General features: G+C 63.0%; 19 protein-coding genes. 17 read left to right on the top strand and 2 right to left on the bottom strand.

All coding sequences use genetic code 11. The annotated features are described in order from the left end of the window. The first annotated feature begins 62 nt into the window (after positions 1–62). The 4 genes from JW929_05300 to JW929_05285 all read left to right on the top strand — a co-directional run bounded on the left by JW929_05300 (position 63) and on the right by JW929_05285 (position 3,201). The gene (locus JW929_05300; GenBank protein MBN1438810.1) at positions 63–1,700 is read left to right on the top strand and encodes an NAD-dependent malic enzyme; all 1,638 of its coding nucleotides are present in this window, start codon (positions 63–65) and stop codon (positions 1,698–1,700) included. Positions 1,701–1,754: 54 nt separating this feature from the next. Further along, on the top strand, positions 1,755–2,198 hold the full coding sequence (locus JW929_05295; GenBank protein MBN1438809.1) for an SRPBCC family protein: 444 nt from the start codon (positions 1,755–1,757) through the stop codon (positions 2,196–2,198). Positions 2,199–2,379: 181 nt separating this feature from the next. Further along, positions 2,380–2,610: a hypothetical protein gene (locus JW929_05290; protein MBN1438808.1), complete on the top strand. Its 231-nt coding sequence runs from the start codon at positions 2,380–2,382 to the stop codon at positions 2,608–2,610. 369 nt (positions 2,611–2,979) lie between these two features. Then, positions 2,980–3,201, top strand: coding sequence for an alpha/beta hydrolase (locus JW929_05285; protein ID MBN1438807.1), 222 nt, complete (start codon positions 2,980–2,982; stop codon positions 3,199–3,201). Between the two features lie 55 nt (positions 3,202–3,256). Here the strand turns inward: JW929_05285 and JW929_05280 are convergent, their stop codons facing one another. Next, positions 3,257–3,697, bottom strand: coding sequence for an EamA family transporter (locus tag JW929_05280; protein MBN1438806.1), 441 nt, complete (start codon positions 3,695–3,697; stop codon positions 3,257–3,259). A 209-nt stretch (positions 3,698–3,906) separates the two neighbouring features. On the opposite strand from JW929_05280, the gene JW929_05275 reads away from it, so the two are divergent. From JW929_05275 to mutY, 8 genes are all read left to right on the top strand, one after another. Then, positions 3,907–4,305 carry a hypothetical protein gene (locus JW929_05275; GenBank protein MBN1438805.1) on the top strand — a complete coding sequence of 133 codons (399 nt, stop codon included), beginning with the start codon at positions 3,907–3,909 and terminating at the stop codon, positions 4,303–4,305. A 191-nt stretch (positions 4,306–4,496) separates the two neighbouring features. Next, positions 4,497–5,474, top strand: coding sequence for a GNAT family N-acetyltransferase (locus JW929_05270; GenBank protein MBN1438804.1), 978 nt, complete (start codon positions 4,497–4,499; stop codon positions 5,472–5,474). A gap of 517 nt (positions 5,475–5,991) precedes the next feature. Beyond that, the gene (locus JW929_05265) at positions 5,992–8,130 is read left to right on the top strand and encodes a hypothetical protein (protein ID MBN1438803.1); all 2,139 of its coding nucleotides are present in this window, start codon (positions 5,992–5,994) and stop codon (positions 8,128–8,130) included. Positions 8,131–8,492: 362 nt separating this feature from the next. Further along, positions 8,493–9,488, top strand: coding sequence for a hypothetical protein (locus JW929_05260; GenBank protein ID MBN1438802.1), 996 nt, complete (start codon positions 8,493–8,495; stop codon positions 9,486–9,488). A gap of 308 nt (positions 9,489–9,796) precedes the next feature. Continuing rightward, entirely contained in the window at positions 9,797–11,041 is a 1,245-nt protein-coding gene (locus JW929_05255) for an exonuclease SbcCD subunit D (protein MBN1438801.1), read from the top strand. A 225-nt stretch (positions 11,042–11,266) separates the two neighbouring features. Further along, positions 11,267–13,363 (top strand): SMC family ATPase, encoded by a 2,097-nt coding sequence (locus tag JW929_05250; protein ID MBN1438800.1) that lies wholly within the window; start codon positions 11,267–11,269, stop codon positions 13,361–13,363. Positions 13,364–13,556: 193 nt separating this feature from the next. Further along, complete coding sequence (locus JW929_05245) at positions 13,557–14,228, top strand: hypothetical protein (protein ID MBN1438799.1); 672 nt, start codon at positions 13,557–13,559, stop codon at positions 14,226–14,228. Between the two features lie 134 nt (positions 14,229–14,362). After that, positions 14,363–15,481 carry an A/G-specific adenine glycosylase gene (gene mutY / locus JW929_05240; protein ID MBN1438798.1) on the top strand — a complete coding sequence of 373 codons (1,119 nt, stop codon included), beginning with the start codon at positions 14,363–14,365 and terminating at the stop codon, positions 15,479–15,481. 195 nt (positions 15,482–15,676) lie between these two features. On the opposite strand, the gene JW929_05235 is transcribed toward mutY, so the two are convergent. Further along, positions 15,677–16,738, bottom strand: a complete 1,062-nt coding sequence (locus JW929_05235) for a hypothetical protein (protein ID MBN1438797.1) — start codon at positions 16,736–16,738, stop codon at positions 15,677–15,679. Positions 16,739–17,014: 276 nt separating this feature from the next. Between JW929_05235 and JW929_05230 the strand changes: the two genes are divergently transcribed. The 5 genes from JW929_05230 to JW929_05210 all read left to right on the top strand — a co-directional run bounded on the left by JW929_05230 (position 17,015) and on the right by JW929_05210 (position 25,123). Beyond that, entirely contained in the window at positions 17,015–17,572 is a 558-nt protein-coding gene (locus JW929_05230; GenBank protein ID MBN1438796.1) for a sigma-70 family RNA polymerase sigma factor, read from the top strand. Then, complete coding sequence (locus JW929_05225) at positions 17,569–18,153, top strand: zf-HC2 domain-containing protein (protein MBN1438795.1); 585 nt, start codon at positions 17,569–17,571, stop codon at positions 18,151–18,153. Before JW929_05230 ends, JW929_05225 begins: the two co-directional genes overlap by 4 nt. After that, complete coding sequence (locus JW929_05220) at positions 18,150–19,217, top strand: hypothetical protein (protein ID MBN1438794.1); 1,068 nt, start codon at positions 18,150–18,152, stop codon at positions 19,215–19,217. Before JW929_05225 ends, JW929_05220 begins: the two co-directional genes overlap by 4 nt. A 460-nt stretch (positions 19,218–19,677) precedes the next feature. Then, positions 19,678–22,128, top strand: a complete 2,451-nt coding sequence (locus JW929_05215) for a CSLREA domain-containing protein (protein MBN1438793.1) — start codon at positions 19,678–19,680, stop codon at positions 22,126–22,128. 64 nt (positions 22,129–22,192) lie between these two features. Beyond that, the gene (locus JW929_05210) at positions 22,193–25,123 is read left to right on the top strand and encodes a CSLREA domain-containing protein (GenBank protein MBN1438792.1); all 2,931 of its coding nucleotides are present in this window, start codon (positions 22,193–22,195) and stop codon (positions 25,121–25,123) included. Positions 25,124–25,408: the final 285 nt, after the last annotated feature.

The following is a 25,408-nucleotide window of genomic DNA, read 5'->3' as shown; positions in this document are numbered from 1 at the left end:
AGGCGTGCGCCCGACGGCTTGGCCGATTAATCCTATTTCACGCCGGGAAAGGTGAACCCGTCATGAGACAATCCGCCCCCCCTCCCGACAAATTGGTGTGGGTCCACGATCCGGCCCGCAACAAGGGAACCGCCTTCACCGAGACGGAACGCGATGCGCTCGGATTGCGCGGCCTGTTGCCGCCCCGAGTAACCACGCTGCAGCAACAGACCCTGCGCGTACTGGAAAACCTGCTTCGCAAACCCAACGACCTGGAAAAATACATCTTTCTGATGGGGTTGCTCGACCGCAACGAGACGCTGTTCTACCGCGTCCTGGTCGATCATCTGGCGGAATTGCTTCCGATCGTCTACACGCCCACCGTCGGCCAAGCCTGCCAGGAATACGGGCACATCTTCCGCCGGCCGCGGGGGATGTTCCTCTCGTATGCCGACCGCGGCCGACAGGCGCAGCTGCTTAGCCACTGGCCGACCGACGGGGTACGGGTGATCGTGGTCACCGACGGCGAGCGCATCCTGGGGCTGGGCGATCTGGGGGCGAACGGCATGGGCATCCCGATCGGCAAGCTGGCGCTCTACACCGCCCTGGCGGGAATTCCTCCGTCGCAGTGCCTGCCGGTAACGCTCGACGTGGGCACCGAGAACGAAACCCTTTTGCGGGACCCTCTTTATATCGGCCTCCCACAGCGCAGGATCCGCGGCGCCGCCTACGATGAATTCTTCGAGGAGTTCATCGCCGCGGCGGTGGAGCGCTTTCCGGGGGTGCTGGTGCAGATGGAGGATTTCGGGAACCTGAACGCCTTCCGCCTGCTGCGCGCCTACCGCGGCCGGCTGTGCCTGTTCAACGACGACATCCAGGGAACGGGGGCGGTGGCGTTGGCGGGGCTGTGCGCGGCGTTGAGGATCACCGGCGGCAGGCTGGCCGACCAAACGATCGTCTTCCTCGGCGCGGGGGAAGCCGGCATCGGCATCGGCGACATGACGGCCGCCGCCCTGGCGGAGGAGGGGCTTTCCTTGGAGGAAGCGCGGCGGCGCTGCTGGTTCGTGGATTCCAAGGGCCTGGTCGTGCGCGGCCGGACCGACCTTAACGAAGACAAGCGGCGCTACGCGCACGACCATCCGTTTCTCCCGGACCTGCTCTCGGCCGTCGAAGCGCTGCGCCCGACCGCGATCGTGGGGGCCGCCGGCAAGCGCGGGATGTTCCCGCGGCCGGTGCTCGAGGCGATGGCCCGCAACCACGAGCGGCCAATCGTGTTCGCGCTTTCCAATCCCACCTCGAAGCAGGAATGCACCGCCGAGGAAGCTTACGCCGCGACGGAGGGGCGGGCGATCTTCGCCTCCGGAAGCCCGTCCGCGCCGCAAACCGTCGGAGGTAAAGAAATCGTCCCGGGCCAGGGCAACAACGCCTACATCTTTCCGGGGGTCGGCCTGGCCATCGTCGCTTGCGGGATCACCCGGGTCACCGACGAGATGTTCCTCGCGGCCGCCAAGGCGCTGGCGCGCGAGGTCTCGGAAAGCGACCTGGCGCAGGGAAGCGTGTATCCGCGCCTGGAACGGATCCGCGCGGTGGCGGCGGAAATCGCAACCGCGGCGGCCGAAACCGCCTACCGGCAGGGCTTGGCCGCCGTTCCGCGGCCGGCGGACCTTCCCGCGCATATCCGCTCTCAGATGTACGATCCGATCTACCCAAGCTACGGATAGGCCCCGGCGCCGATACATCCTGCCGGCAGCCGGACTAGGATAATTATTTCTAAAATGAAGATCTCGTATTCGATTAAAATTTTTCGACCCCCGGAGGTTGTGTTTTCCTGGATCGAGAATCCTGAAAGGGCCATGCAATGGCAAAAGAATGTGCAGGGCGGGGAGATCTTTGCCGAGACGGCGGAGCGGATCGGAACCACTTTCGCCGAAATCCTCGAAGAAGACGGCCAACGGCTGGAAATGCGCGGGACGATCACCCGGTTCGAATGGAATCGGGAAATCGGATTTCACTTGGTGAGCAAAATCCACGAGTTAGACGTTCTGTTTTCTCTGGATGAGCAAAACGGAAACACGCTTTATTCCGTGGACGCGGACATCCGCTGGAAATTCCCCATGAATATCCTCGGTTTTTTTCTGCAAAAATCGATGGCGGAAGACCTTACCCGGCAATTCGAATTGGAAGCCCGCGAACTTAAGAGGATTTGCGAGACGAGCTGATGCTCGAGCCGTCCCGCGGACGGGGGCGCACAGGATATGCGTTTGCAAGCGCCGGAGACGGTTGACGGCTTTATGAAGAAAGACCCGGCGGGAAAGACGGACGAATTCGGTATAATCCTTTTGCGGTGCGATCGCGCCGCGGCTTTTCGAACCCGAAGGGCTTTTCTTTTGGGAGGCGGCTGTGTCTCTTCTTGAAACCGTTGCGATGATTGCGGTGATTCTCGGCGTGATCCTCTTTTTCGTTTCCTTCAGCAACGTGGAGATGATCACCGGATTATGGGTGGCGGGCGACATCGATCGGGATGAGGAATTCATCAAGGCCGGACAGTTTCGCAAACGGATTTATTGGATCCTCCGGATTTTGGCGGTCGTCATCTTTGCGGTGGGCGTTCTCCTGATGCAGGTGGATTGACGGTCGGAGGGCCGCGGGCGCAAAGGGGGAGGAAGCCCGGCGAACAAACGCAGAGTCCCGAAGGGAAAAAGTTCCTGCACGGCGCCGGTCGCGGGGTTTTCCTTTGTGCACGGCCCGATGCGCAGCTCCGGAATACATCCTGCCGGCTGCGTTCCGGTTGGGGCTGGCGGTTCCGATATGACCAGAGGCGGTGGTTGAATCCGAGGCAGCCCAGCGGGGACCAAGGAGGCCGTCTTCCTCATCCGATAGCCGTTTGGTAAAGCGGTTGAGCTGTTTTTCCCTGACCGCCTTACATGCCCGGGATTCCGCCGAAAGGAGCCTTTTGGTCCTGCGAACCCTCCGGTCGGCATGTATAGCGGGTCGGGGAGTATGAATTTCGCGCAAAGCACTCCCGAGGTCGGCGTACCGGTGTATTTTTTGGAGAGCCGATACGATTACAACGCTCCCTCCGAACTGGTGCGGGCTTACTATGAAGCCCTGCGGGCGCCGCAGGGGAAAAGGCTGATCTGGTTCGATGATTCCGCGCATGATCTCTTCTTCGACCAGCCGCGGAAGCTGGCGGAGGAATTGATCCGTATCGCGGAAGGGTGACGGTCCGGCGGGCGCCTTCGGGCGTCCGCGCGAAGCGGGTTCACCGCGGGGGGGATTACTTCACCGGCTTGAAGTTGACGAGGACGATCCCAATCAGGCAGACCGCGATTCCCAGCAGGTTGATCCAAGAAACCTTCTCGCGCAGGAGGATCAATCCCACCGGCAGCAGCAGCATCCCGACCAGTACGTTGGCCACCAATCCCGCCAGGCTGATCGGCCATCCGGCGCGGTACGCGGCCAGGAACCCCAGCTCCAAACCCACCACCGCAAGCCCAAGCCCGATGCTCGCCCAGTTGATTTTCGTGAGGGAGGCGCTCCAGCCTTCCGCGGAGGGGAAGAACGGAAGCAGGACCAGGCACGCGAGCAGCGCGATCCCGTACGTTACGACCAGGGCAAGCAGGGGATTGGCGTCCGCCGGGGTGGCCTTCTGGAACAGGTGATAGGCGACGTTCGAAACCACCACTAGGGCGATCGCCCCATAGAAGAGAAAGGTCATGCTTTTCCGCGACATGGTTCGGGATAAGCGTCCGCCGCGCAATCAGGCCGGCGCTTCATTATACGATACGTCGTTCCGCGGCGGGCTTGCCAAAGGGGAGGTTATGACCGACACTGTATGCGCCGCCGTGTCGATCCGGCCGCGGATTCGTGCAAAGTGGAAGAATGGCGGAGGCGCCGGCGGAAAGGAAAATTCAAGCAAGGTGGCGCATGGCCCTGAAACAGGCGATCCTCGATCGGGTACGGGTGATGAACAAGCGTTACACCAACAAGCTGATGATCCGAATCGCCGGGAAATCCTTCGGACACTTCGCGATCCTCACCCACAAAGGCCGGAAAACGGGAAAACGGCACCGCATTCCGATCATCGCCGAACCGGCGGAAGGCGGCTTTGTCTTCGCACTCACCTACGGGCGGAAGGTGGATTGGGCGGCCAACGTGCTGGCCAGGGGCGGATGTTCTCTGGTTTGGAAGAACCGGGAATATGCACTCGCGGATCCGAAATTCATCGGCCCGCAGACCGCGTTGAAGGCGTTTCCACCGGCGCTGCGCACAGCGTTGCGGTTCGCAAGAATCCGGGATTTTCTCAGGCTTTCAATCCGCGCTTGATCCACGGTGGGCGCATTCACTCCCTGCCGGGGCGGCCTTCGGCGCGGAGGCGGAGCGGCGGGATTGCACGGTATGGGACGCCGCTCCTGGAAGGAAGTTGCCACTTTGGGAAATTGGAATAACCTCTTCCGGATGACGAGTGCGGCGTGCGGGGCTGCGCCTCCGCCTGGATCCGGCGCTCAAAGGCGATGATGGAAAATTTTTTTTCGATTCGCGATATGCAAGCGGCGGACTATCCGACGATCCTCGAATTAAACTCCGATTCCGTTCGGTTTTTAAGTCCGTTGACGCCGGAGCGGCTGTCGCAGTTGCACGGAAAAGCGGCGTACGCAAAGGTGATGGAGGGGGACGGACGGATTGCGGCTTTCCTGCTGGGCTTCCGCGAGGGCGCCGAATACGACAGCCCGAACTATTTGTGGTTTTCCGCAAGGTATTCCGGCTTTCTTTATATCGACCGGATCGTAGTGCGGATAAGCCGCCGCGGAGAAGGGATGGCGGAAAAGTTCTACGAAGACCTGTTCTCCTTTGCCGAAGACGGCGGCGTGGAGGTGATCGTCTGCGAGGTGGATTCGCGTCCTCCGAATCCGGTGTCTCTCCGATTCCACCGCAACCGCGGCTTTGTAGAAGTGGGGACTCTTGAACCGTACGGCGGCGGCAAGCAGGTGACTCTGTTCGAAAAGCGTCTGGTGCGAAGGGAGCGCCCGACGCCGGCGAGGGCTTCCATGAATAAACGCGGCTGGTTTACCAAACTTCTGGCGCTTGTCGGGACGATTCTTGTGTGGCTTCCCCTATTGTTGCCGATCCTGTTCACCGGGATACGGTTGATCCGGGGAGGATCGTTCATGTTGGATTTCCTCATGCCGGCTGAATTTTTCCCGCTCGTGCTGGTCGGCGGATTGCTCCTATGCTGGGCGGGATGGCGGGCTCGTCTGCGACGCCGCTTTCTCGGCGGGTCACTCGCGCTGGGGGCGGTTTTGCTTCTGGGGAGTCAGGGCTTGGCGGTCGCCACCGGGCTGGCGTCGGGAAAGGCCGAACCGGAAGGATGGCGCCTGGCGGTTGTGATCGCGCCCCTGATCGGGTACATCCTGGCTGTCCTTGCCCTGGGCGGCGCCGGGATGATGCTGGTGCGGGATCTGCACGCCCGGCTGCGGCCGCCGCAACTTGGGTGAACCTGCCTGGCCGCCGGATTACCGGGGCCGAATGCAGAGGGCGCTTGCAGCCGGCCCGACGGGTTGGGAGCCCGCAGATAACTCATGGGGTGTCAGTCCCCCCCCATTTTCCTTGGGGAGATTTTCGGCGCGGAAGGATCGCCCGGTATGGCTGAGCTTTCTGCTGACCTGGCCGAATCCTTGTTGGTTGTAAGGTGAAGGTCGGGAACAGCGTCGGCGGCGTGTTTTTTGCGGGCAACGGAGCGCGACCAATTCCGCTGAAGGACGGAAGCGGATGAACCGCTTGGGAATGCCGAAGACGCTTCCTGTTAAGCGGTTTCGTCCCAACGCGATTCCGCGTTTGAACCGCGGCGATCATGGGGAGGAAATGTTTTCGCGCGTCCCCGGCTTCCCCTTTCCTCGGCCGTTTCACTCGCGCATCGATGGAACGGAGAATCGGCTCTTGGCCCGGAAGCCGTTTTGCTCCATTTTGGTAGAATCCGTTTCGGCAATCCCTTGCGAGGGAAAGGACATACGTATGGGTGCCATAAACGCGTCATCGGACGCGAGCGACGGGCCCGTCTCCCGGCCGGATCCGCGGCGGTATGCGGATCTCTTCCTGGCCAGCCTGCTCGGACTGTATTTTGAGATGCTCGTCGTACGCTGGCTGGCAGCCGAAATCCGCCTTTTCTCCTACTTCAAGAACGTCGCCCTGATCGCCGCGTTTCTCGGTCTGGCCCTGGGGTACGCGCTGGCCAAGCGAACCCGCAACTACCTGGCGTATTTCGGCCCCCTGCTTCTGCTGTACGTCCCCGTGGTGCTCGCCGTCAGTCATCTGACGGGCTTCCGCTCCATCGTTGTTCCGGACAGTTCGGAGTTTTTTTGGCGGGCGGCGGCTCTGCCTTCGTGGATTTCCACTGTCGTGTTTGCGTTGATCCTGGGATATTTCTCGGTCCTGACCCTGTTGCTCTTCATCCCGATGGGTCAGCTCGCCGGCCGATTGATGATCGGTTTTCCTCCCCTGACCGCCTACCTGGTTAACATCCTCGGCAGTTTGGCCGGAATTGTCCTGTTCACGGCGGTATCGTATGGAGCGTCTTCGCCGTGGATCTGGTTTGCGGCGGCTCTTCCCCCCGTGCTGTGGCTTGTCCGGTCTTCCGTACGGCTTGCCGCCTCCGCCGCGGCGCCTTTCCTGCTCGTCATCGTCGCCTTGGCGGCCTGCGCCCGGTCGTCCGTTTGGTCGCCGTACTACAAAATCGACGTCGTTCCGTTTTCGGTGGACGGAAGACAGGTGGACGATCCGGAACGGTTCGGATACGATCTGTACGTTAATCAGATCGGCCACATGTTTGCGTTGAATTTATCGCCCGAATTCATCGCTTCCCAGCCCGCGTACGCGTCCCTGCTCGAGAAGTACCGGCTGCTGTATGAGCTGCCCTACCAGCCGGGCGATCCGCAAAGCGTGTTGGTCATCGGTTCGGGGATGGGGAACGACGTGGCCGCCGCCCTGCGCTGCGGCGCGGCGAGCGTCGAGGCGGTGGAGATCGATCCGGCGATTTACCGCCTCGGCCGCGAGAAGCATCCCGAACGGCCGTACGACTCCGGCGCGGTGCGCGTGCACCTTGACGACGCCCGCTCGTTCTTGGAGCGCACGGACGGGCGGTACGATTTAATCGTCTTCGGCATCGTCGATTCCCAAACATTGCTTTCGGGCATGGGAAGCATCCGGCTGGACAACTTCCTCTATACGGTGGAAAGCATCCGATCTGCCAGCCGGCATCTCGCGCCGGACGGTTTGCTGGCGGTCACCTTCGACGTGGAGCGGGAGTGGATCCGCGAGCGCCTCGCCAATTCGTTGGCGGCGGTGTTCGGCGAACCGCCCCTGATGATTTCGATCGCCGATACCGCATGGATCCTCTTCCTGGCCGGCCCCGGCCTTGCCTCGGCCGACACGGCCTCGCTGTGCGCGGACAGCGCCTGCACGATGCAGATCGCTCCAAGCGGCGGAACCGTGGAGCCGGCGAACGACGATTGGCCTTACCTCTATCTTCAAAGCCGTGGGATCCCCACCCCCTACCTTCTCGCCATGGCCATGATCATTCTGTTGGCCGTCCTGGGCGCGCGCAAGGTTTACCCGACCGTCCGCACGATCAACCTCGTCTTCCTTCTGCTCGGAGCCGCCTTTATGCTGGTCGAGGTGCGGATCATCACCGAGTTGGCTTTGCTGTTCGGCTCGACCTGGATCGTCAACGCGATCGCCGTTTCGGCGGTCCTGCTGATGGTCCTGCTGGCCAACCGATTGGTGGCCGCGTTCCCCCGGCTGACGGCGGACATCCTGCTTGCCGGCGCCTTGGTCGGGACGGCCGCCCAGTTGATCGTCCCGCTGAGCGCCTTCCTGGCCTGCCCGTTCGGGATAAAACTTGCGGCGGCCGTCCTGTTGACCGGATTGCCGGTCTTCTTCGCGAGCGCGGCGTTCTCGCTCCTCCTCCGCGACGCCCCGGATATCACCGTCGCTTTCAGTTCGAACCTGCTCGGATCCGCTGTTGGGTCGGTGCTCGAATACGGCTCGATGGCGTTCGGCATGCGCAGCTTGTATGTTCCGGTGGCGCTTTTGTTTGCCTTGTCTTGGATCCTGCATCGGCGGTCGGCCGGAAAGACGCTCGCCCGGGCAGGGTAGGGCCGCCGGACGGGAGATGCCCGGCTGTCCTTTCCCGACCCAACCGCAGGAGCGGAGGTTTCTTTCGGCCCGCCAAAGTATTGGGCCGTTGCAGGCGCAGAGGGGAACCGACGGCGTGTAAAGCGTTCTCCGACGGGTGCGCCGAGATTCAACCCGGCAATGCGATGCCTCGGATTCTCCTCGGGCGCTCGGGATGGATCCCGAATCGAGCGGAGGGCCGGGCGGCGAAAAGATTGACGCAGGTGATCGCCTCATCGATCCCGAGATGTATCCGTGCGCATACGGCGCCGGGAGGGGAGATTGTGTTTGCCGTCCCAAGAGCCTCTGGCGGTTCCGGGCAGTCCGCGGAAGATCCTCCGCCCTTGCCGCGGCCGATCCGGGCGCGGCATCTGCCGACGGTCCTCGCATTGTTGGTGATGGGTTGTTCGCTGTTTTCGGGATCTCCGCTTCAGCCGTTCCCCGCCGGATACATAGATTCGGCGTTCGCCGTTCCGGACGGATCGGCGCTTTACTTCCTGCACAGCGTTGTTTCCACGCTGCAGATCTTGGAGCAGGATCTGAACGCCAAACCCGTCACTCCGCATCTGACCGGACACCGGGCGCAAGAAGGCGAATATTGGTGGAACACCGATTTGTACGTCAGCCTGCGGAACCCCGAAGGAACCTGGGGAGAGCCGCGCAACCTTGGACCGGAAATTAATACGGAACATATGGAGAGCAGTCCGTGGATCAACGACCGCCGGACCCTTCTGATCTTCACCCGGGAATCGGTGGCGGATCCGTCGTTTTCGGGAAGCTTCATCTCCAGCCGGAATTCTCCGGAAGACCCGTGGGGGATGCCGGAGCGGCTCCCCGGATCATTGGGGGACTATGCCGGCACCGGGTTCATGGATTTCCATCTTGTGCCGAGCGGCAACCTGTATTTCTGGAGCGAATTCCTGGACGGAAACGGGACCTTGTACTGGGCGGAAAGCACCGGCCCGCGCCGGTGGGCCGAGCCGGAGCGGATGCCGGGGATTTTTCAAAGCGACCTCCACGAAACCCAGCCCTGGATAAACGATCGGGAAACCCTTTTCTGCTTCAACCGCCGCGGCGACGACGCCAACACACAGCTGCTGTGCGCATCGAGGAAGGATCCGGCGGCGGAATGGGAGCCGCCGGACGCCGTTCCGATCGAAGGCATCGCCGATGAGAACGGGTATTCCGTCTGGGGGGAGCCGAGCTTTTTGGACGATGGAATGTTGTTCCTCGTGCGGTTCAATACCGGGTATCCGAAATGGAAATCGGAGATCCTCTGGGCGGAGAAGACCGGGAACGGCGGATACGGGACGCCGCGCGAAATCGTGTTCGTATACTAGCCCGGCCTTGTTTTCAAGCCCCCCCTCGGGGTATTCAGGCCTGCATTGCTGTCCTTTCCTTGCCGCGCCGCGGCGCCCGCACGGGCTGTTGCGGGGCGAAAGACGCGCCGATCAGAAATCCATCCCGGCCCCAGCCCCGACTGCCGTCCGCGGGCGCTCGGCATCCCGAGGGATGCCCTATCCGCCGAACGGCCGCGCCCCCGGCCGTCCGCCGGGTTGTCTGATCCGTCCGACCGCGCAGACGGCCGCTCCGCGGCCGGCGGATGAATTTTCACGGATGCCGAGGCTGGTTGGGTTACAATTCCTATATGCCGCCCGTCCGCCTTATCCACTTCGCCGATCTGCACGTGGGGATGGAAAATTACGGAAAATTAGACCCCGCCACCGGCACCTCCTCGCGGGTGCGGGATTTCCTCGACCGGCTGGACGAAGTCATCGACTACGCGCTTTCGCACAAGGCCGACCTGGCGGTTTTCGCCGGGGACGCATTCAAAACCCGCGACCCGTCCCCCACCCAGCAGCGCGAATTCGCCCGCCGGATAAAGCGGCTGTCTGAAAAAATTCCGACGCTGCTGTTGGTGGGCAACCACGACCTGCCCGGGACGGCTTCCAAAGCCACCAGCCTCGATATTTACCAAGTGCTGGACATCCCCAACGTGATCGTCGGCAACAAACCCGAGGCGCGTCTGGTCCAGACGGGCGCCGGTCCGGTCTTCCTGGCCTGGATGCCTTACCCTTCCCGCAACCGCCTGCTCCTCGACGATGACTACAAGGGCAAATCCTTGCCGGAACTCGAACAAGCGCTGCGCGACGCCGTGGCGCACTATCTCCGGGAGTTCGCGGAGCAGGCCGGCGGACAGGCCGCGCCGCGGGTGCTGGCTGGGCATTTCACCGTTTCCGGATCGGTGTTCGGATCCGAGCGGACGGTGATGCTCGGCGGGGACGTGGCGGTGCTGCAGAGCGCCGTGGCGGACGGCGCCTGGGATTACGTCGCGCTCGGGCACATCCACAAGCATCAAAACCTCACCCGCGGGATCGCGGGCGCCCCTCCGGTGGTTTACGCCGGTTCGCTCGAGCGGATCGATTTCGGGGAGGAAAACGAGCCGAAGGGGTTCTGCTTCGCGGAGATCGAGCGCGGGAAAGCCGCGGTGGAGTTCATCCCCGTCCGCGCGCGTCCGTTTCAAACCATCCGGGTCGAAATCCGCGCCGGGGAGCAGCCCACCCCGGCGGTGCTGGAGGCGGTCCGGCTTCACAAGCCGGGCATGGAGCAGGCGGTCGTGCGCGTAATCGTGTCGATGCCGGCCGACCAGGCCGGACTGCTCGACGAGCGCGCGGTGCAGAAGGCGGCCGAGGAGGCTTCGCACCTCAGCATCCAACAGGAGGTGCGCGAAACCGCCCGCGCCCGCCTGGGCGCCGAGAGCGCCGAATCGCTTTCGCCGCTCGAGCTGCTGAAGCGCTACTTCGAAACCAAGAACGTCGACGAGGAGCGCAAACGCGAGCTCCTGCAGGCGGCCGAGGAATTGATGCGGGAGGAAGCCGACGATGGGCCATAGGCCGTGGACCGCCGCAGACCCGGCGATGGCCCACTGCAGCCCCGACGATGGACCATGGACCATGGTCGAGGATTGGTCATTGATGGCTCTGATCCGAAACCATCATGACCTTGTTTCGATGAAGCGCATGATCCGAGAACCGGCAAGCAATGCCCAACCAACGGCTGTCGTCTATGGTCCATGGTCTATGGTCTCGTTTCAAACGGGAACCTGCGATCGATTCACATGATTCCGGTCAAGCTCGAACTCCACAACTTTCTGGCCTATCGCGATCCCGATCCGCTCAACCTGGAGGGAATCCATGTCGCCTGCATCTCGGGGGAGAACGGGGCGGGGAAATCCTCGCTGCTGGATGCGATCACTTGGGCGCTGTGGGGCAAAGCCCGTTCGGCTTCGGCCGACGATCTGATCCATCAAAACCTGCGCGAAACGCGGGTGGCGCTGGAATTCGAAATGGCCGGCGCGCGCCACCTGGTGATCCGCCAGCGCAGCATCGAAAAGAAGACCGCGCAGTCGCTGCTCGAATTCCAGGTCTGGGATCCGGAAACGAACGCTTGGCGGGGGCTGTCCGAGCCCACGATGCGCGCAACGCAGGATCGCATCGACCGCCTCCTGCGGCTGGATTACGACACCTTTCTGAATTCCGCACTGCTTTCCCAGGGCCGGGCCGACGAATTCACCGCCAAGCCGCCGTTCCAACGGGTCCAGATCCTTGCCGCGATCCTCGGATTGGACGTTTGGGAGCGGTATGAGGATCGAGTCAAGGAGAAAATCCGCCGGAGCCGCGAGCAGATCGACCGGATCGAATCCCGTCGGGCCGAGATGGAGCGGGAGCTTGCCCGCCGGGAGGAATACGAACTCCAATTATCAGAAGCCGGGAAGAAGGCCGAAGCCGAGGGGAAGAGCCTGGCCGAGCTGGAGCGGGCTTGGTCTGCGGTCGAACAGCGGCGCGCCGCGCGCGCAGACCTCGAGCGCCTGGCGGAGGAAACCGCGAAACGCCGCCTGGCGGCCGAGCGCGAATTGGCGGAAGCGCGCGCGGATCTGGAGTCGCTCGCGCGGGGCGCCGACGCCGCGGCGCTCGAGCGGCGGACCGCGGAAATCCGCGCCGAACGGGAAGCCCTTGCCCTCCGGCAGTCGGAACGGGAAAAAATCCAAACCCAGATCCGCGAACTCAGCGGCCTGATGGGGACCGTGCGCGGCGAAAACGACGCCCTGGCCCCGCAGACCGAACCCCTGAAGAAGCGCCTGGAGGCGCTGGAAACCGCCACCGCACCCGAATGCCCGACCTGCGGCCAACCGCTCACCCCCGCCCACCGCAAACGCGTGATCGAGGAGCTGTTGCGGGAGATCGAATCCCGCCGGGGGAAATACAAATCCAACGCGGCGCGGCTGAAGGACCTTGCCGCCGAATTGGACGCCCTGCAAAAGGATTCCGCGGCGCTGCAAACCGCACTGTTGAATTTGCCTGCGCTGGAGCGCCGGTTGGCGGAAGCGGAAGCCGCCTGGAAGGCGGCCAAGGATTCCCAGGCACGGCTCCCCGCCGCCCAGGAGCGGGTCGCGCGATGGCGCAAAACACACTTGGAGGAAGATGCTTCGCTAAACCAACTGCGGAAACAGCTGGGCGGCGCCGGAGAGGGCCTCACCGAAACCGAAGCCCTGCGCGGCCGGCTCGGGCAAGCCCGCTTGGCCAAACGGCTTGCCGACGAACGCGTGGGCGGGGCGCGCCAGACCCTGGCCGCGTTGGAAGAGATCGCCCGCCGGCGGGAGGCTGAAGGCATGGAGTTGGAAGGCCTCCGCCGGGCGCTTTCGATCCAAGAGGAACTGCGCGACGCGTTCGGCAAACGCGGGGTGCCGACGATGGTCATCGAGACGGTCGTCCCCGAACTCGAACTGGAGGCCAACCGCCTGCTGGCGGAAATGAGCAACGGACAGATGCGGCTGCGGATGGAAACCCGGCGCGAGACCAAAGCCGGCGATGCGCGCGACACGCTGGAATTGCAGATCTCGGACGAGCTCGGCACCCGCGCCTACGAGATGTATTCCGGCGGCGAGGCGTTCCGGATCAACTTCGCGGTCCGGATCGCCCTCTCCAAGCTGCTGGCTCGGCGCGCCGGCGCACAGCTGCGGGCCCTCTTCATCGACGAGGGCTTCGGTACGCAGGATGCCGCCGGCCGCGAACGCTTGGTGGCCGCGATCCAATCCGTTCAGAACGATTTCGACCGCATCCTCGTTATCACCCATCTCGACGAACTGCGTGATTCGTTCCCCGCCCGGATCGAGGTCACCAAGACCCCCTCCGGTTCGAACGTGCGGGTGGCGTAGAAACCGCCGTTGCCGGACGGAGGATACTCCGCTTGCGCGGATGCAGGCTCCGGGGCGCGGGGATCGCCTTCTCCGTTCCCGTATACAATCGGAAACGGTAGCGGGAATCCCTTTTTCCCCTTCGCGGCGGGGCGGATTCAAAAAACCCGGTTAAAATCACCAGCCTTCGATCCAAAAAAAGGAGGAAAGCCGCATGAAGCAGGCCGAACTGCGCAAACAGCTTCTCCCCTTCCCGTTCGCTTTGTTCCTCGCCGCACTCGCCTGCGGCCCCCAGGCCTCGCTAACGCCGGGCGAACTCGCCCGAACGACGACTCCCCATTCGGCGGAGGAAACGCCGATCGCAACGTCTCCCGCGGCGACGGCGACCTTCACCCCGCTCACCCCGACCGTTACGGCGACGGCCGTCCCGCCGACGGAAACCCCGACCCTCACTTCCAGCCCGACCCTCTCCCCCTGGTTGTTCGTCTACGGAACGTGGTCCGGATGCACCGATGACCCGCAGCCGAACGTCCCGTACCAGGCTCACCCCTGTGACGACGCCTGGGGGGATTTCGTCACGCTGTACCTGAAGCCGCATTGCGTGATTGGAGAGCATTGCGGCAACTTCGTCAAGGGCACGTTCGCCAGCGAGTTCATCCTTCTCAAGCTGACTCTGATCGGCATCCAGGGGTCGGTGGTGTGGATGCATGGGGAAGCCCCCGGGATGTATTCGTGGGCCACGACAGATGTGACGATCGAGCGGGCGGGGAACGACATCCGCATTGAGGAACAGGGGGGGCAAGAATACATTTTTAACCTCCCGCCCGGTTGCGACCCGATCATCAACTCGGAAACCAGCATCGGCTGTTACGAGCACATCCCGTGAATTCCTGATCCGGCGGATAGCGCCGTCCGACTTCCCGCCGATTCCCGTCACGATCCGCACGGCCCAATCCGGATCGGTGATCCGCGCCGGACTCGGGCGGGTAGGTGCCCGGCGGCGGCCGACGAAATGGCACGATGCCTGCTTCCTCGGGAAAACTGATCGCCTGGTCGCGCCGCCTTGACCGCGCTCTCCCCTGGCGGTGGGCGCGTGATCCGTACCGCATCTGGGTCAGCGAAATCATGCTGCAACAGACGCGGACCGAGACGGCCGCCCCGTTTTTCCGGCGCTTTGTGCGGACGTTCCCGACTGTCAAGGCTCTTGCGCAAAGCAACCCTCGAGAGGTGTTGAAAGCCTGGGAGGGGCTCGGGTATTACGCGCGCGCGAGGAATCTGCACCGGGCGGCGGTGTTGATTCTCAAGACTCGGGGAGGGCGCTTTCCCCGGACGGCGGCCGAGTGGGAAACGCTTCCGGGCGTCGGCCGCTATACCGCCGCGGCTATCGCCTCGCTTGCCCGCGATGAACCCGCCGCCGCGCTGGACTCCAACGCGCAACGGATCCTGGCCCGCCTGTTCGCCTATCGCCGCCGGCTCGGTGAAGGGCGCTCGCAAAAGGATTTGGCGGCGCTGTATGCGCACGCGCGGGGTTCGGCCGCGCCGGCCGCGTTCTTTCAAGCGCTGATGGATCTCGGCCAGCTTGTCTGCTTGCCGCGAAAACCGCTCTGCGCGAAGTGTCCCGTATCTTCCCATTGCAAAGCCCGCCAACAGGGGATCGAAAACCGCCTGCCGGTCCGGGCCGGCTCCCGCCCCATCCCGCACGTCGACGTCGCCGCGGCGATTATCCGCCGCGCGGGGAGAATCTTGATTGCGCAACGACCCGAGGACAAGCTTCTGGGCGGGATGTGGGAATTCCCGGGCGGAAAGGCGGAACGGAACGAATCCCTGCCGGATTGCCTGCGGCGCGAATTAAAAGAAGAGTTGGGAATCTCCGTGCGCGTGCGGGAGAAGCTGCTCGCGGTGAAGCACGCCTTCAGCCACTTCCGCATCACCTTGCACGTGTTCCGCTGCGACGCGCCGCGCGGCAGGCCGCGGCCGATCAGCGCGGCGCAGGTGCGCTGGGTTCGGATCCGGGATCTCGGCGGATATCCGATGGGGCGGGCGGACAGGATCGTGGCCCGGAGGCTTTCGGCGCGTCGGATGCCCGCCGCGGGTGACCCGGGCATGACCTATAGCCGGATTGTCGGCGAAGCCGAGTAGCAGGTCCGCGCAAGTCCGCCGCTCAGCACCCTGCTGGAGAACAAGCGTGATTAATGTAATAGCCGCCGGAGGAGGTGCCAAACTGAACCTGACGGGGCCTGCGGGTTGGGATGTGGATCGTTGGCCGCCCCGAAAAAACCCTCCGCGCGGCGTTGGAGGGTTTTTTGAGGAATCCGCCGGCGGCTTCCGCGTGCTTCAGCGGATATCGAGCATCATCCCCAGCAGGCAGCTGAAGGCCTTTTGGTTCGCCACGGCCCATTCGTCCGATGGGGCGTAGGTGATGAATTCCAATACGCGGTCCTTGTTGGGCACGTACGCCGCTTCATAGGTGATTTTTCCCACTTGGGCGTCGACGCATTCGCCGGTGAGGGATTCCCACTGGCCGCCCATCACGCCCATGCGGTCTCCGGGTTCCATCGAGCACTGCCCGAATCCGAGCGCGGACAACCGGCTCACATCCCATTCCGCAAGCTTCTTGGCGGGATCGGCGAGGGCGTTCTCCACATAAATCAACAACCCGGTGCGCTGGTCCGCCGATTGGAACCACAAGCCCTGTTCCTCCGGCGGCATCCGGGGCTCGAGCCAGTCGTGGAGGTACATCGTGAGCAAGCCTGTCTCTTGGCTGTTGAACCGCCGCCAGATTTCCACGCTGTCGAGGACTTGCTGAAAGACGGGCTGAAGGTCTTCCCATTGGTCCGTGGGCGCAAACCACATAATCTCCAAGACATCCCCGGCGCGCGGCAGATACACGACCCGGGCGGTGATCCCGTCGCCTTCCCCGGTCTTGGTCGGGGCGGTGATTCGGGCAACCGTCACGGCGGCAGCGTCGGCGGTGGTTGAGGGCAGAAACGTTACGATACCTACGATGCCGACGGATTCCCGGCCCCAATCGGCCAACATGGCGGCCGGATCCCCCGAGAGGGCGATTCGGAACGTCACGCCGATGGGTTGATCGGGGTCCTTTACGAATTCCCCTTCGCCGAAGGTCAGCGGCGAGGACCCGTCCCACTCGCCGGGAAACCCGAAACTCAATTCGGTGCGGGTGGAAGCGGTGGTCGACCAGCCGTATGTGATTTCGGGGGTGGGTTCATCCGGAACGGCGGCCGAGGCGTCGCTCGGCAGCGGCAAAGCCGCTGGAGGGGGTTCGTCCGAAACCGGTTCCGTCACAGCGGCGCCCGGGGCGGGCGATGCTTTGCCGCAGGCAACTAACACCGCGGCGAGGATTACGAAAAAGCATGGTCGGATCGGGATTCGCATATCGGCATCTCCTTCGTCTTTTCGGTTGTCCGATCTTGACGGGATGCGTTGGCTATAATCCCGTCCGGGAGTTTGTTCTTCCCCGTTCCGTACAATCCCGGCGGCGGTCATCATCCGGGGGGGCTTCGGATTATATCTCCGTCCGCGGGTACACCCAATCGGGATTAACCGGTTGGGAGGGGCTGCGGGTTGTTCCGGAAAAACCGGATTCATCCCGGGCCGAATAAAGCGGGCTCGGGTTCCGTTTAATACATAGAAAGAGACGGCAGGCCGCGGATGGAATTCGACGACGCAATCTCGGACGAATTGGCGCTGATCCGGAACGCCCAGGCCGGCGATCGCGACGCTTTCGGCGAACTCGTCCGGCGTTATCGCCCGCTGGCGATCAACGTGGTTTACCGGATGTGCGGGGACCTGCCGCTGGCTGAAGATGCCGCGCAAACGGCGTTTCTGAGGGCTTGGGAGAAACTGGGAAGCTATCGCCCGGGCGGATCGTTCCGGGCCTGGATACTACGGATATCCGTCCATGCGGCGGTGGATGCCCTGCGCCGCCGGAAACCGGAAGGGGACTTGATGGCCGCCGGCGAGCGGCCCTCCGCCGAAAGGGTGGAGGAAGCCGTCGAAAAACGCGAACGGGACTGCAGGGTGCGGGCGGCGGTGATGTCTCTTCCGGAGGCCAGCCGGGCGGTGCTGGTGCTGAAGGAATTCCAAGACTGTTCCTACCGGGAGATCGCCGAAGCGCTCGAGATTCCGATCGGGACGGTGATGTCGAGGCTGCATTACGCGCGTTCGATCCTGGTGGAAAAGCTTCGGCCGGAAGCGGAGGCGGCATGAACGGACATCTCGGTCAATTGCTGGAAGCGTACCTGGACGGCGAGCTGGGCAACGGGGAAAGGCGCCGGGCGGAGGAGCATGTGAAGGCATGCCCGGAATGCCGCGCGGAACTCGAGCGGCGGCGCGCGCTCTCCATGCTATTGAAATCGGCGCCGGCCCCGGCCGGAGGGAAAAGCGAACAGCGTTTTGTGTCCGAGATCGCCCTGCGGCTGCAGCGGAAGGCAGCGGCCCGGCTGGCTGGCCGCCCGCACGCCATGTGGATAACGGCGCCGCCGGTGGCCCTCTTTCTGGCGTGGGCTTTCGTCCAATCCGCGGCGATCGTCGCCGAAATCCTGCAGTGGATCCCGGATTTGAACGACGCATTGCAGGCCGCCCTGTCGGCGGCTGGGCAAGGCCGGATCCCGGAAACCGGCGGCGAGTTTGCGCTGTCGGCCATCCCGACCCCGGGCATCTGGGACGCGGCCGCCCTGATGATGTTGATGATCGGGATCGGTGTGTTGTTCACCGGATGGTTCGCCGGCTGGTGCGCCGGCCAGCAGACCGCCGGATCTCCTCGGTGTAGAAGGGAGCGTATGCAATGAACCACATCCAAATTCTCAAACGGGCTTGGGGGACACTCTGGTCGTATAAGACGCTCTGGGTCTTCGGTGTTCTCATCGCGCTGACCACGGTGGAGGCCTACAACGGCGGCAACAGTGGGACTCGGGGAAGCATAACCCCCGAAATGGAAAGCTGGCGGCCGACGACGTCGGAGGAAATCCGGAACCTTCCGGATGATCTCCGCGAGGCGGTATACGAACTGGAGCGGGAGTTCGAAGCCTGGAAGCCGACGGAAAAGCAGATCGTCGATACGATTCTCACCGTGGCCGCCGTGCTGATCTGTTTGGTGCTCCTCTGGTTGGTGGTCGCCGCGGTCGTGAGCTATGTCAGCCGGACGGCGCTGATCCGGATGGTCGACCGCTATGAGGGCAGCGGGGAAAAGGTGGATTGGCGGACGGGGTTCCGGCTGGGATGGTCCCGTCCGGCCTTCCGCCTGTTTCTGATCGACCTGCTGATCTTCCTGGCGATGTCGGTCGGCGTGATACTGCTGTTGGCAGCCGCGGCTTCCCCGTTGCTGTTGTCGCTCGTGATCGGGGGATTGGCGCTGATCCCGGGCGCGGTGATGACCGCCGGAATGATGATGCTGTTGTTCTTCGCGGTCCTCGTGGCGTCGGCTCTGGCGGCCATGGCGCGGGAAGTCTTCTACCGGGAATGCGTCCTGGGAGGCAAGGGCGTCCTCGACAGCCTGCGCGACGGCGTGGCTGTCCTCCGCGCGAATCTCGCGGACGTGTTCCTGCTTTGGCTGCTGCTCCTCGCGGTCCAGATCATTTTCGCCGTGGCGCTGATCCCGGTTGCGATCCTGCTCTTCGGGTTGGGATTGGCTCTCGGACTGGGCATAGGTGCGCTGCTGTTTCTGATCCTGAAGGCCGGTTCGGTCCTGACGGCGATCCTTGCGGCAGTGATCGTGGGCTTCGTGGTTCTTTTTTTGGTGGTCGGGTTCCCGATGCTCTTCCTGCGGGGATTGAAGGAGACCTATCTCTCGACCGCTTGGACGATGGGTTATCGCGAGATCCCGGTGCGGGCCTCGGGGGAGCAACCGGCTTAATATTGGGCTTCTGACATCTCGGCGAATTGTGATCCGGGCAGGGTGAGGCGGTCTCCCCTGCCCGGAATGATTCCGGCAACGGGTCGAAAACCGCTTGACCGGGCTGTCGTGCGAATGGCGCCCCCGGCTATGCTTTCGGGCCGGGTGGTTGGCCCGAGCGGGTTGGACGGCAGGTGATATGGCTGAAGAACGCCTTCAAGGCATGCAGGAGCCGCGGAGCCGGAGTAGAGATTCACTCACAGGGGAGAAATTATCGTCGGATAACGCCGGCTGGAGTCTTTGTACTGGTTTTGTAGAGGTTTTTCCGGCTGAATACCTGTATATTAATAGCTGTAGGTTCCCCGCGCTGCGGGTTCCTTCGGACGCTGTCCGGACAGCGGGGCCGCGAGGGTCCCTCGAGGAAGACGTGGTCTAGCAAACGGATTTCTGCGGACGCACCGGGGGAAGAGGAGGAGTTCCCATGAACACGACAAACAAACGGGCGATGGCTTCTTGTTTTTTATTTTTCTGCAGTCTGCTGCTTGGTTCCTGCGTTCCTCCGTCCACGCTGACCGTCAACTCCGACAACGATGCCGACGACGGATCCTGCAATTCCGCGCATTGCAGCCTGCGCGAAGCGATCAACAAAGCCAACACTCTTTCCGGGACCATCACCATCGCCTTTAATGTCGGCGGTGGAGGGGTGCAGACCATCCGGCCGTCGTCCTTCCTCCCGGATATTTTCACCAGTATCGTGATCGACGGCACCACCCAGCCGGGATACGCCGGCGCGCCGCTGATTGAATTGGATGGATCCTTGGCCGGTGTGGCGGACGGGTTGCAGTTGCGCGGCGACAACAGCACGGTTAAAGGACTTGTGATCAACCGTTATGCGCGCGATGGAATCCGCATTCGCGCGCAGAACGTCAGTATCCAGGGGAATTTCATCGGAACCGACGTGACCGGAACCGTTGGGTTGGGCAACGGCGCCAACGGGATCGATGTCTGCTGCGAATTCGCCGCGCCCCCGCGCGCGGTGATCGGCGGGCTGACGCCGCGGGAGCGAAACATCATCTCGGCGAACGCGTCCAGCGGCATCGTTCTGGACCAGCACTATCCGGGGTTCACCCATGAGGGACGAAGCGTCATCCGGGGGAACTATATCGGAACGGATGTGACCGGACGATACGCACTCGGCAACCAGTGGAATGGAATCCTGGTCGACGGCTCCAGCGACAATATGATCGGCGGGGTCATGCCCGGATCGGGCAACGTGATTTCGGCCAACCATCTCGGCGGGGTGATGATCGACGGCGATTCGGTGGAAGGGAACATTGTAAGCGGCAACCGAATCGGTACGGATGCGGCCGGATCGGCCGCGCTGGGCAATCAGGCGGACGGGGTGAGCCTCCTTGAGGCGAAGGACGTCCTGATCGGTGGAAGTGAGAGCGGCGCCGGCAACGTGGTTTCCGCGAACCATCTGGTCGGCGTGCGCATCGACGGAAGTTCGGCCGATGTCAGGGTGCTCGGGAACTACATCGGCACGGATGCGGCCGGGAAAGCCGCGCTGAAGAACGTCAAGGCCGGCATCGTCGTCAACGGCGTAGGCCATATCATTGGGAGTCCGGACGCGAGGGATCGCAACCTGATTTCCGGGAACGGCGGGCCGGGAATCGCGGTCCTCAGCACGGCGACGGGAATCGTGATTAAAAACAATTACATCGGCACCGACGTCAGCGGAATGAGCCCGCTGGGGAACGATATGGGCATCGAAGTGGGCATGGGGGCGGGCGCCACGAGTGTGCAGATTGGAGGGGCCGGGCCCGCGCTCGCGCTCCACCAGGGTAACCTGATCTCCGGGAACCGGGAAGAGGGGGTGTTGCTCTTCAACGGGGCCAAAGTATGGGGCAATCTGATCGGCACCGACGCCACCGGAACCGGACCGCTCGGCAACGGCGGGAACGGGATCCTCGTTAAAGGTTCCGGAAACCAGATCGGCGGACCGGGGAGCGGCAACACGATTGCCTTCAACGGCCGACACGGCGTAGCGGTGATCTCGGAGAGCGGCTCGGCCGTTGAAAACGCCATTCAGGTGAACCAGATCCACGATAATGAAGGATTGGGAATCGCGATCGCGGACGATGTGGTGCTTCCCAACGACACCCTGGATGCCGATACCGGCGACAATGAGAAACAGAATTATCCGGTTCTGATTTCGGCCGTGACCGACATGGGCGCGGGAACGACCACCTTCGAGGCGGAACTGGATAGTAAACCTAACACCACGTATTCGGTGGAGTTCTTCTCGAATGCTGCCTGTGATCCATCGGGGCACGGCGAAGGGCAGTCGATGTTTAATAAGGTCATGGTGACCACCGACGACCAAGGCCATGCCGAGTTTAGCGAAATCACCTTCTCCACGAATTTCCTCTTCGGGAACAACTTCACCCTGACGGCCACCGACCCGGACGGGAACACTTCCGGATTCTCCAACTGCGTGGCGATGACGGAAGCCGCCGCCGCCGGTCCGACGGTCACGCAGACGCCCGGCAGGATGACGTTCAGCCCATTCGCCGATCCGACGGAGATCTACTGGGGGCGCTGCACGCCGGATGCGGTCCGGATTTCGGTCACGGTTGAAAACCCGCCCGAGGACATCGGCTACGTCCTGCTCTTTGCCCGGCTGATGGATCCGGCGACCGGAGATAAAACCGACTGGAGCGAGGGGCTGAGCATGATTTCCGGGGGGAAAAACGCCTTCTACTACGATCTCTCCATTTACGATCTGGCGGATTACAGCAATTTCAAAGACGGAGTGCTGCAATACCAGTTCGTCGTCTACAACAAGAACCAGGGAGTGCTGGGCCGGAGCGATGTGTACGGCGACGTCGCCGTACGAGCCTGCAGCCGGAAACCGGGATCCACGGGCTGACGCCGGGGGATTCCGCCGGTCCATTGAATTGCGGCATGGTTTCAAAATTCCAAGGAGAGCGGCGATGACATATCTTACCAAACGCATCCTAATTCTACTGGCGGCGATCCTGGTCGGCCTGAGCCTGGCGGCTTGCGGTCCGACGGCCACGCTCGTGGTGAATTCCGCAAACGACGTCGACGATGGAACCTGTGACACCGCGCATTGCAGCTTGCGCGAGGCGATCCACAAAGCCAACACGCTGAGCGGGACGGTCACCATCAAGTTCGACATCGGCGGCGGGGGCGTGCGGGCCATTCAGCCAACAACCGCTCTGCCGATCATTTCCAATCCGGTGTTTATCGACGGAACCTCGCAGCCCGGATACGTTTCCGATCCGCTGATCGTAGTCGACGGCAGCCTGATAACCGGCGGTTACGCGGACGGCCTGGTGCTCAACGGCGGCAACAGCACCGTTCAGCGGCTGGTGATCAACAACTTCAACGGGCGCGGCATCCGGTTGAACGAGCCCGGAGAAAACCGCATCCTCGGCTGCTACATCGGAACCGACGAAACCGGAACGGCCGCCAAGCCGAATATGGGCGGCGGAGTGCGGGTCCACAGCGGCCAGAAGAACGTCATCGGCGGAACCGCCGCCGACGAACGCAACATCATTTCCGGCAACCACGGCGACGGAATCCAGATCCAGGATATCAAGACCTCGGTGGTCGGCAATTACATCGGCCTTGACGTCACCGGCGCCGTCGCGTTGCCGAACGTCGGCGCCGGCGTGATGATCGAAGCCGGCCTGACGATCGTCGGGGGCGCTGCGCCGGGCGAGGGCAACGTGATCTCGGGCAACGAAGCCGTCGGAATCTCTTTCCAGACCGGCGGCACCGACGGATTCGTGACGGGCAACCTGATCGGCACCGACGCCGTCGGCAAATCCGCCATCGGCAACGGCTGGGGGATCACGATCCATGCCAACCACAACACCATCGGCGGGGATTCGGCGGCAAAACGCAACGTCATCTCCGGCAACCGCAAGGACGGGATCTTCATCAACGCCGTTTCGGAAGACAATTTTATCCAGGGAAATTACATCGGCACCGACATCGGCGGAACGGCCGCGCTGGGGAATGCGGAGAACGGGATCCAGGTGGCCGGGAACAACAACACGATCGGCGGCAAGCTGAATCTCACCGGGAACGTGATCGCGGCCAACCTCGAAAACGGCGTCACCCTCGACGGCGTGGGCAACGCGGTCCAGGGAAATCGGATCGGCGTCGACGCCGCGGGGACGGCGGCGCTCGGCAACGGGCAGAACGGCGTCGTCGCCAACGCCAACCTCAGCCTGGTGGGAGGGACGTCCGCCGGCAACGGCAACATCATTTCCGCCAATCGGGGCGACGGCGTGCGGGTCACCTCCGGCGCCGTCCTGGTGCAGGGCAACTGCATCGGCACCGACATCAACGGGATGATGGACCTCGGAAACCAGGCCAACGGGGTGTTCGTTCTCGCTGCCGGCAGCATTCAGATCGGAGGAAGCGATCTCGGCGCCCGCAACCTGATTTCCGGGAACCAATTGGTCGGGGTGAAGATCGAGGACGGGTCCGACGACGTATCGCTGTACGGCAACTTTATCGGCACCGACGCGACCGGAACGATCGCGATCAAGAACATCAAGGCCGGCGTGGCGGCGGGGGGCAACCACATCCGGATCGGCGCGTCGTTCGCCGGCGGGCGCAACCTGATTTCGGGCAACGGCGGGCCGGGGATCGCCGTGATCAGCACCGCGACGGATGTCGTCATCCAGAACAACTACGTCGGCACAAATCTCACCGGAACGGCCGCGCTGGGGAACAGAAACGGAATCGAGGCGCCGATGAACCCGGGCTCCGGATTGCTCATCGGCGGCGATCCCTTCGGGGAGGGGAATGTGATCTCGGGCAACCAGGAGATCGGCATCCTCTTGGGCAACGGCGTGACGGTGCAAGGGAACAAAATCGGCGCCGATCCGGACGGAACGGGCGCGGTGGGCAACGGGACGGACGGAATCAAAGTCAAGGGGTCCGACAACGTCATCGGCGGCACGGGGTTCTTCAACACCATCGCCTTCAACGGCGGACACGGCGTGGCGGTGATCTCGGATTTCGGCGGCGCGGCGAACAACGATCTGCGCACGAATTCGATCCACGACAACGGGAATCTGGGGATCGCACTCGACGAGGACACTCCTCTGGCCAACGATTTCCAGGACCTGGATGCCGGCGACAACGGCCGCCAAAATTACCCGATCATCACCACGGCGGTCGCGGATTCGATCGCAATGGAATCCGTCATCGGCGGCACGCTGGAGAGCGCTCCGGGAACGGTGTACACAATCGAAATCTACACCAACGCCGCCTGCGATCCGTCCGGCTATGGCGAGGGGCACCGTTTGATCCACACCCTGGCCGTCACCACCGACGTGAACGGAAAGGCGGCGTGGACCGCCCTGTTCCCCTCCACCTACATCGATCCGGCCAATTTCATCACCGCCACGGCCACCGATCCGGCCGGAAACACCTCGGGCTTCTCGCCGTGCGTTGCCATGGTGGACGCGGGCGCAGCGACTCCCACTCCCTCCGCAATGACCTTCACGCCGTACGTCGACCCGTCGGCGATCTATTACGGCCCGCGCTGCACGCCGGACACGGTCCGGATCTCGGTCGAGATCGGCAATCCGCCGGAACCGATCAGCTACGTCCTGCTCTTCGTGCGCCTGATGGACAAGAAGACCGGCGCAAAAACCGCATGGAGCGAAGGCTTGAATATGATCGGGTCGGGAAAAAATTCATACTACTATGACCTGTCGGCCTACGATGTGCCGGAATACAACTCGTTCGAGGAAGCCGTGCTGCAATACCAGTTTGTGGTCTACAACAAGAATCAGGAGAAGATCGGCTACAGCGAGGTATACGGCGACGTCGCCTTCACGCGCTGCAGTCCGAACAGACCGGCCGGCGCGAAATAGGAGCCGCCGCAGGCATCGTGGGAATGGAGAGGCGCCGTCAATCCGGATGGCGCCTCTTTTTCAGATTCTCTTGGACGGGGAATTGGAGGAAAGGCGGGGATTGCGCCGCCGCAGAAGGGTTTCGATCCGAATCGGCGGTTGTCTGACAACCCCATTGCCCGGCATTCCGAGTCGCTCCGAGCGCCTGCCCCGAGCGAAGAGGGGGGGAGAAAAGAAAAGCGAAGGTTTCGTGCGCGGGCGTCCGTTGGTTCACATGCCTGGATTCCCTCTGCGGATCCTCGCAAA

It is taken from the genome of Anaerolineales bacterium (assembly GCA_016928575.1).
Taxonomy (GTDB): domain Bacteria; phylum Chloroflexota; class Anaerolineae; order Anaerolineales; family RBG-16-64-43; genus JAFGKK01.
This window is presented reverse-complemented; position numbering and strand designations above follow the sequence as displayed.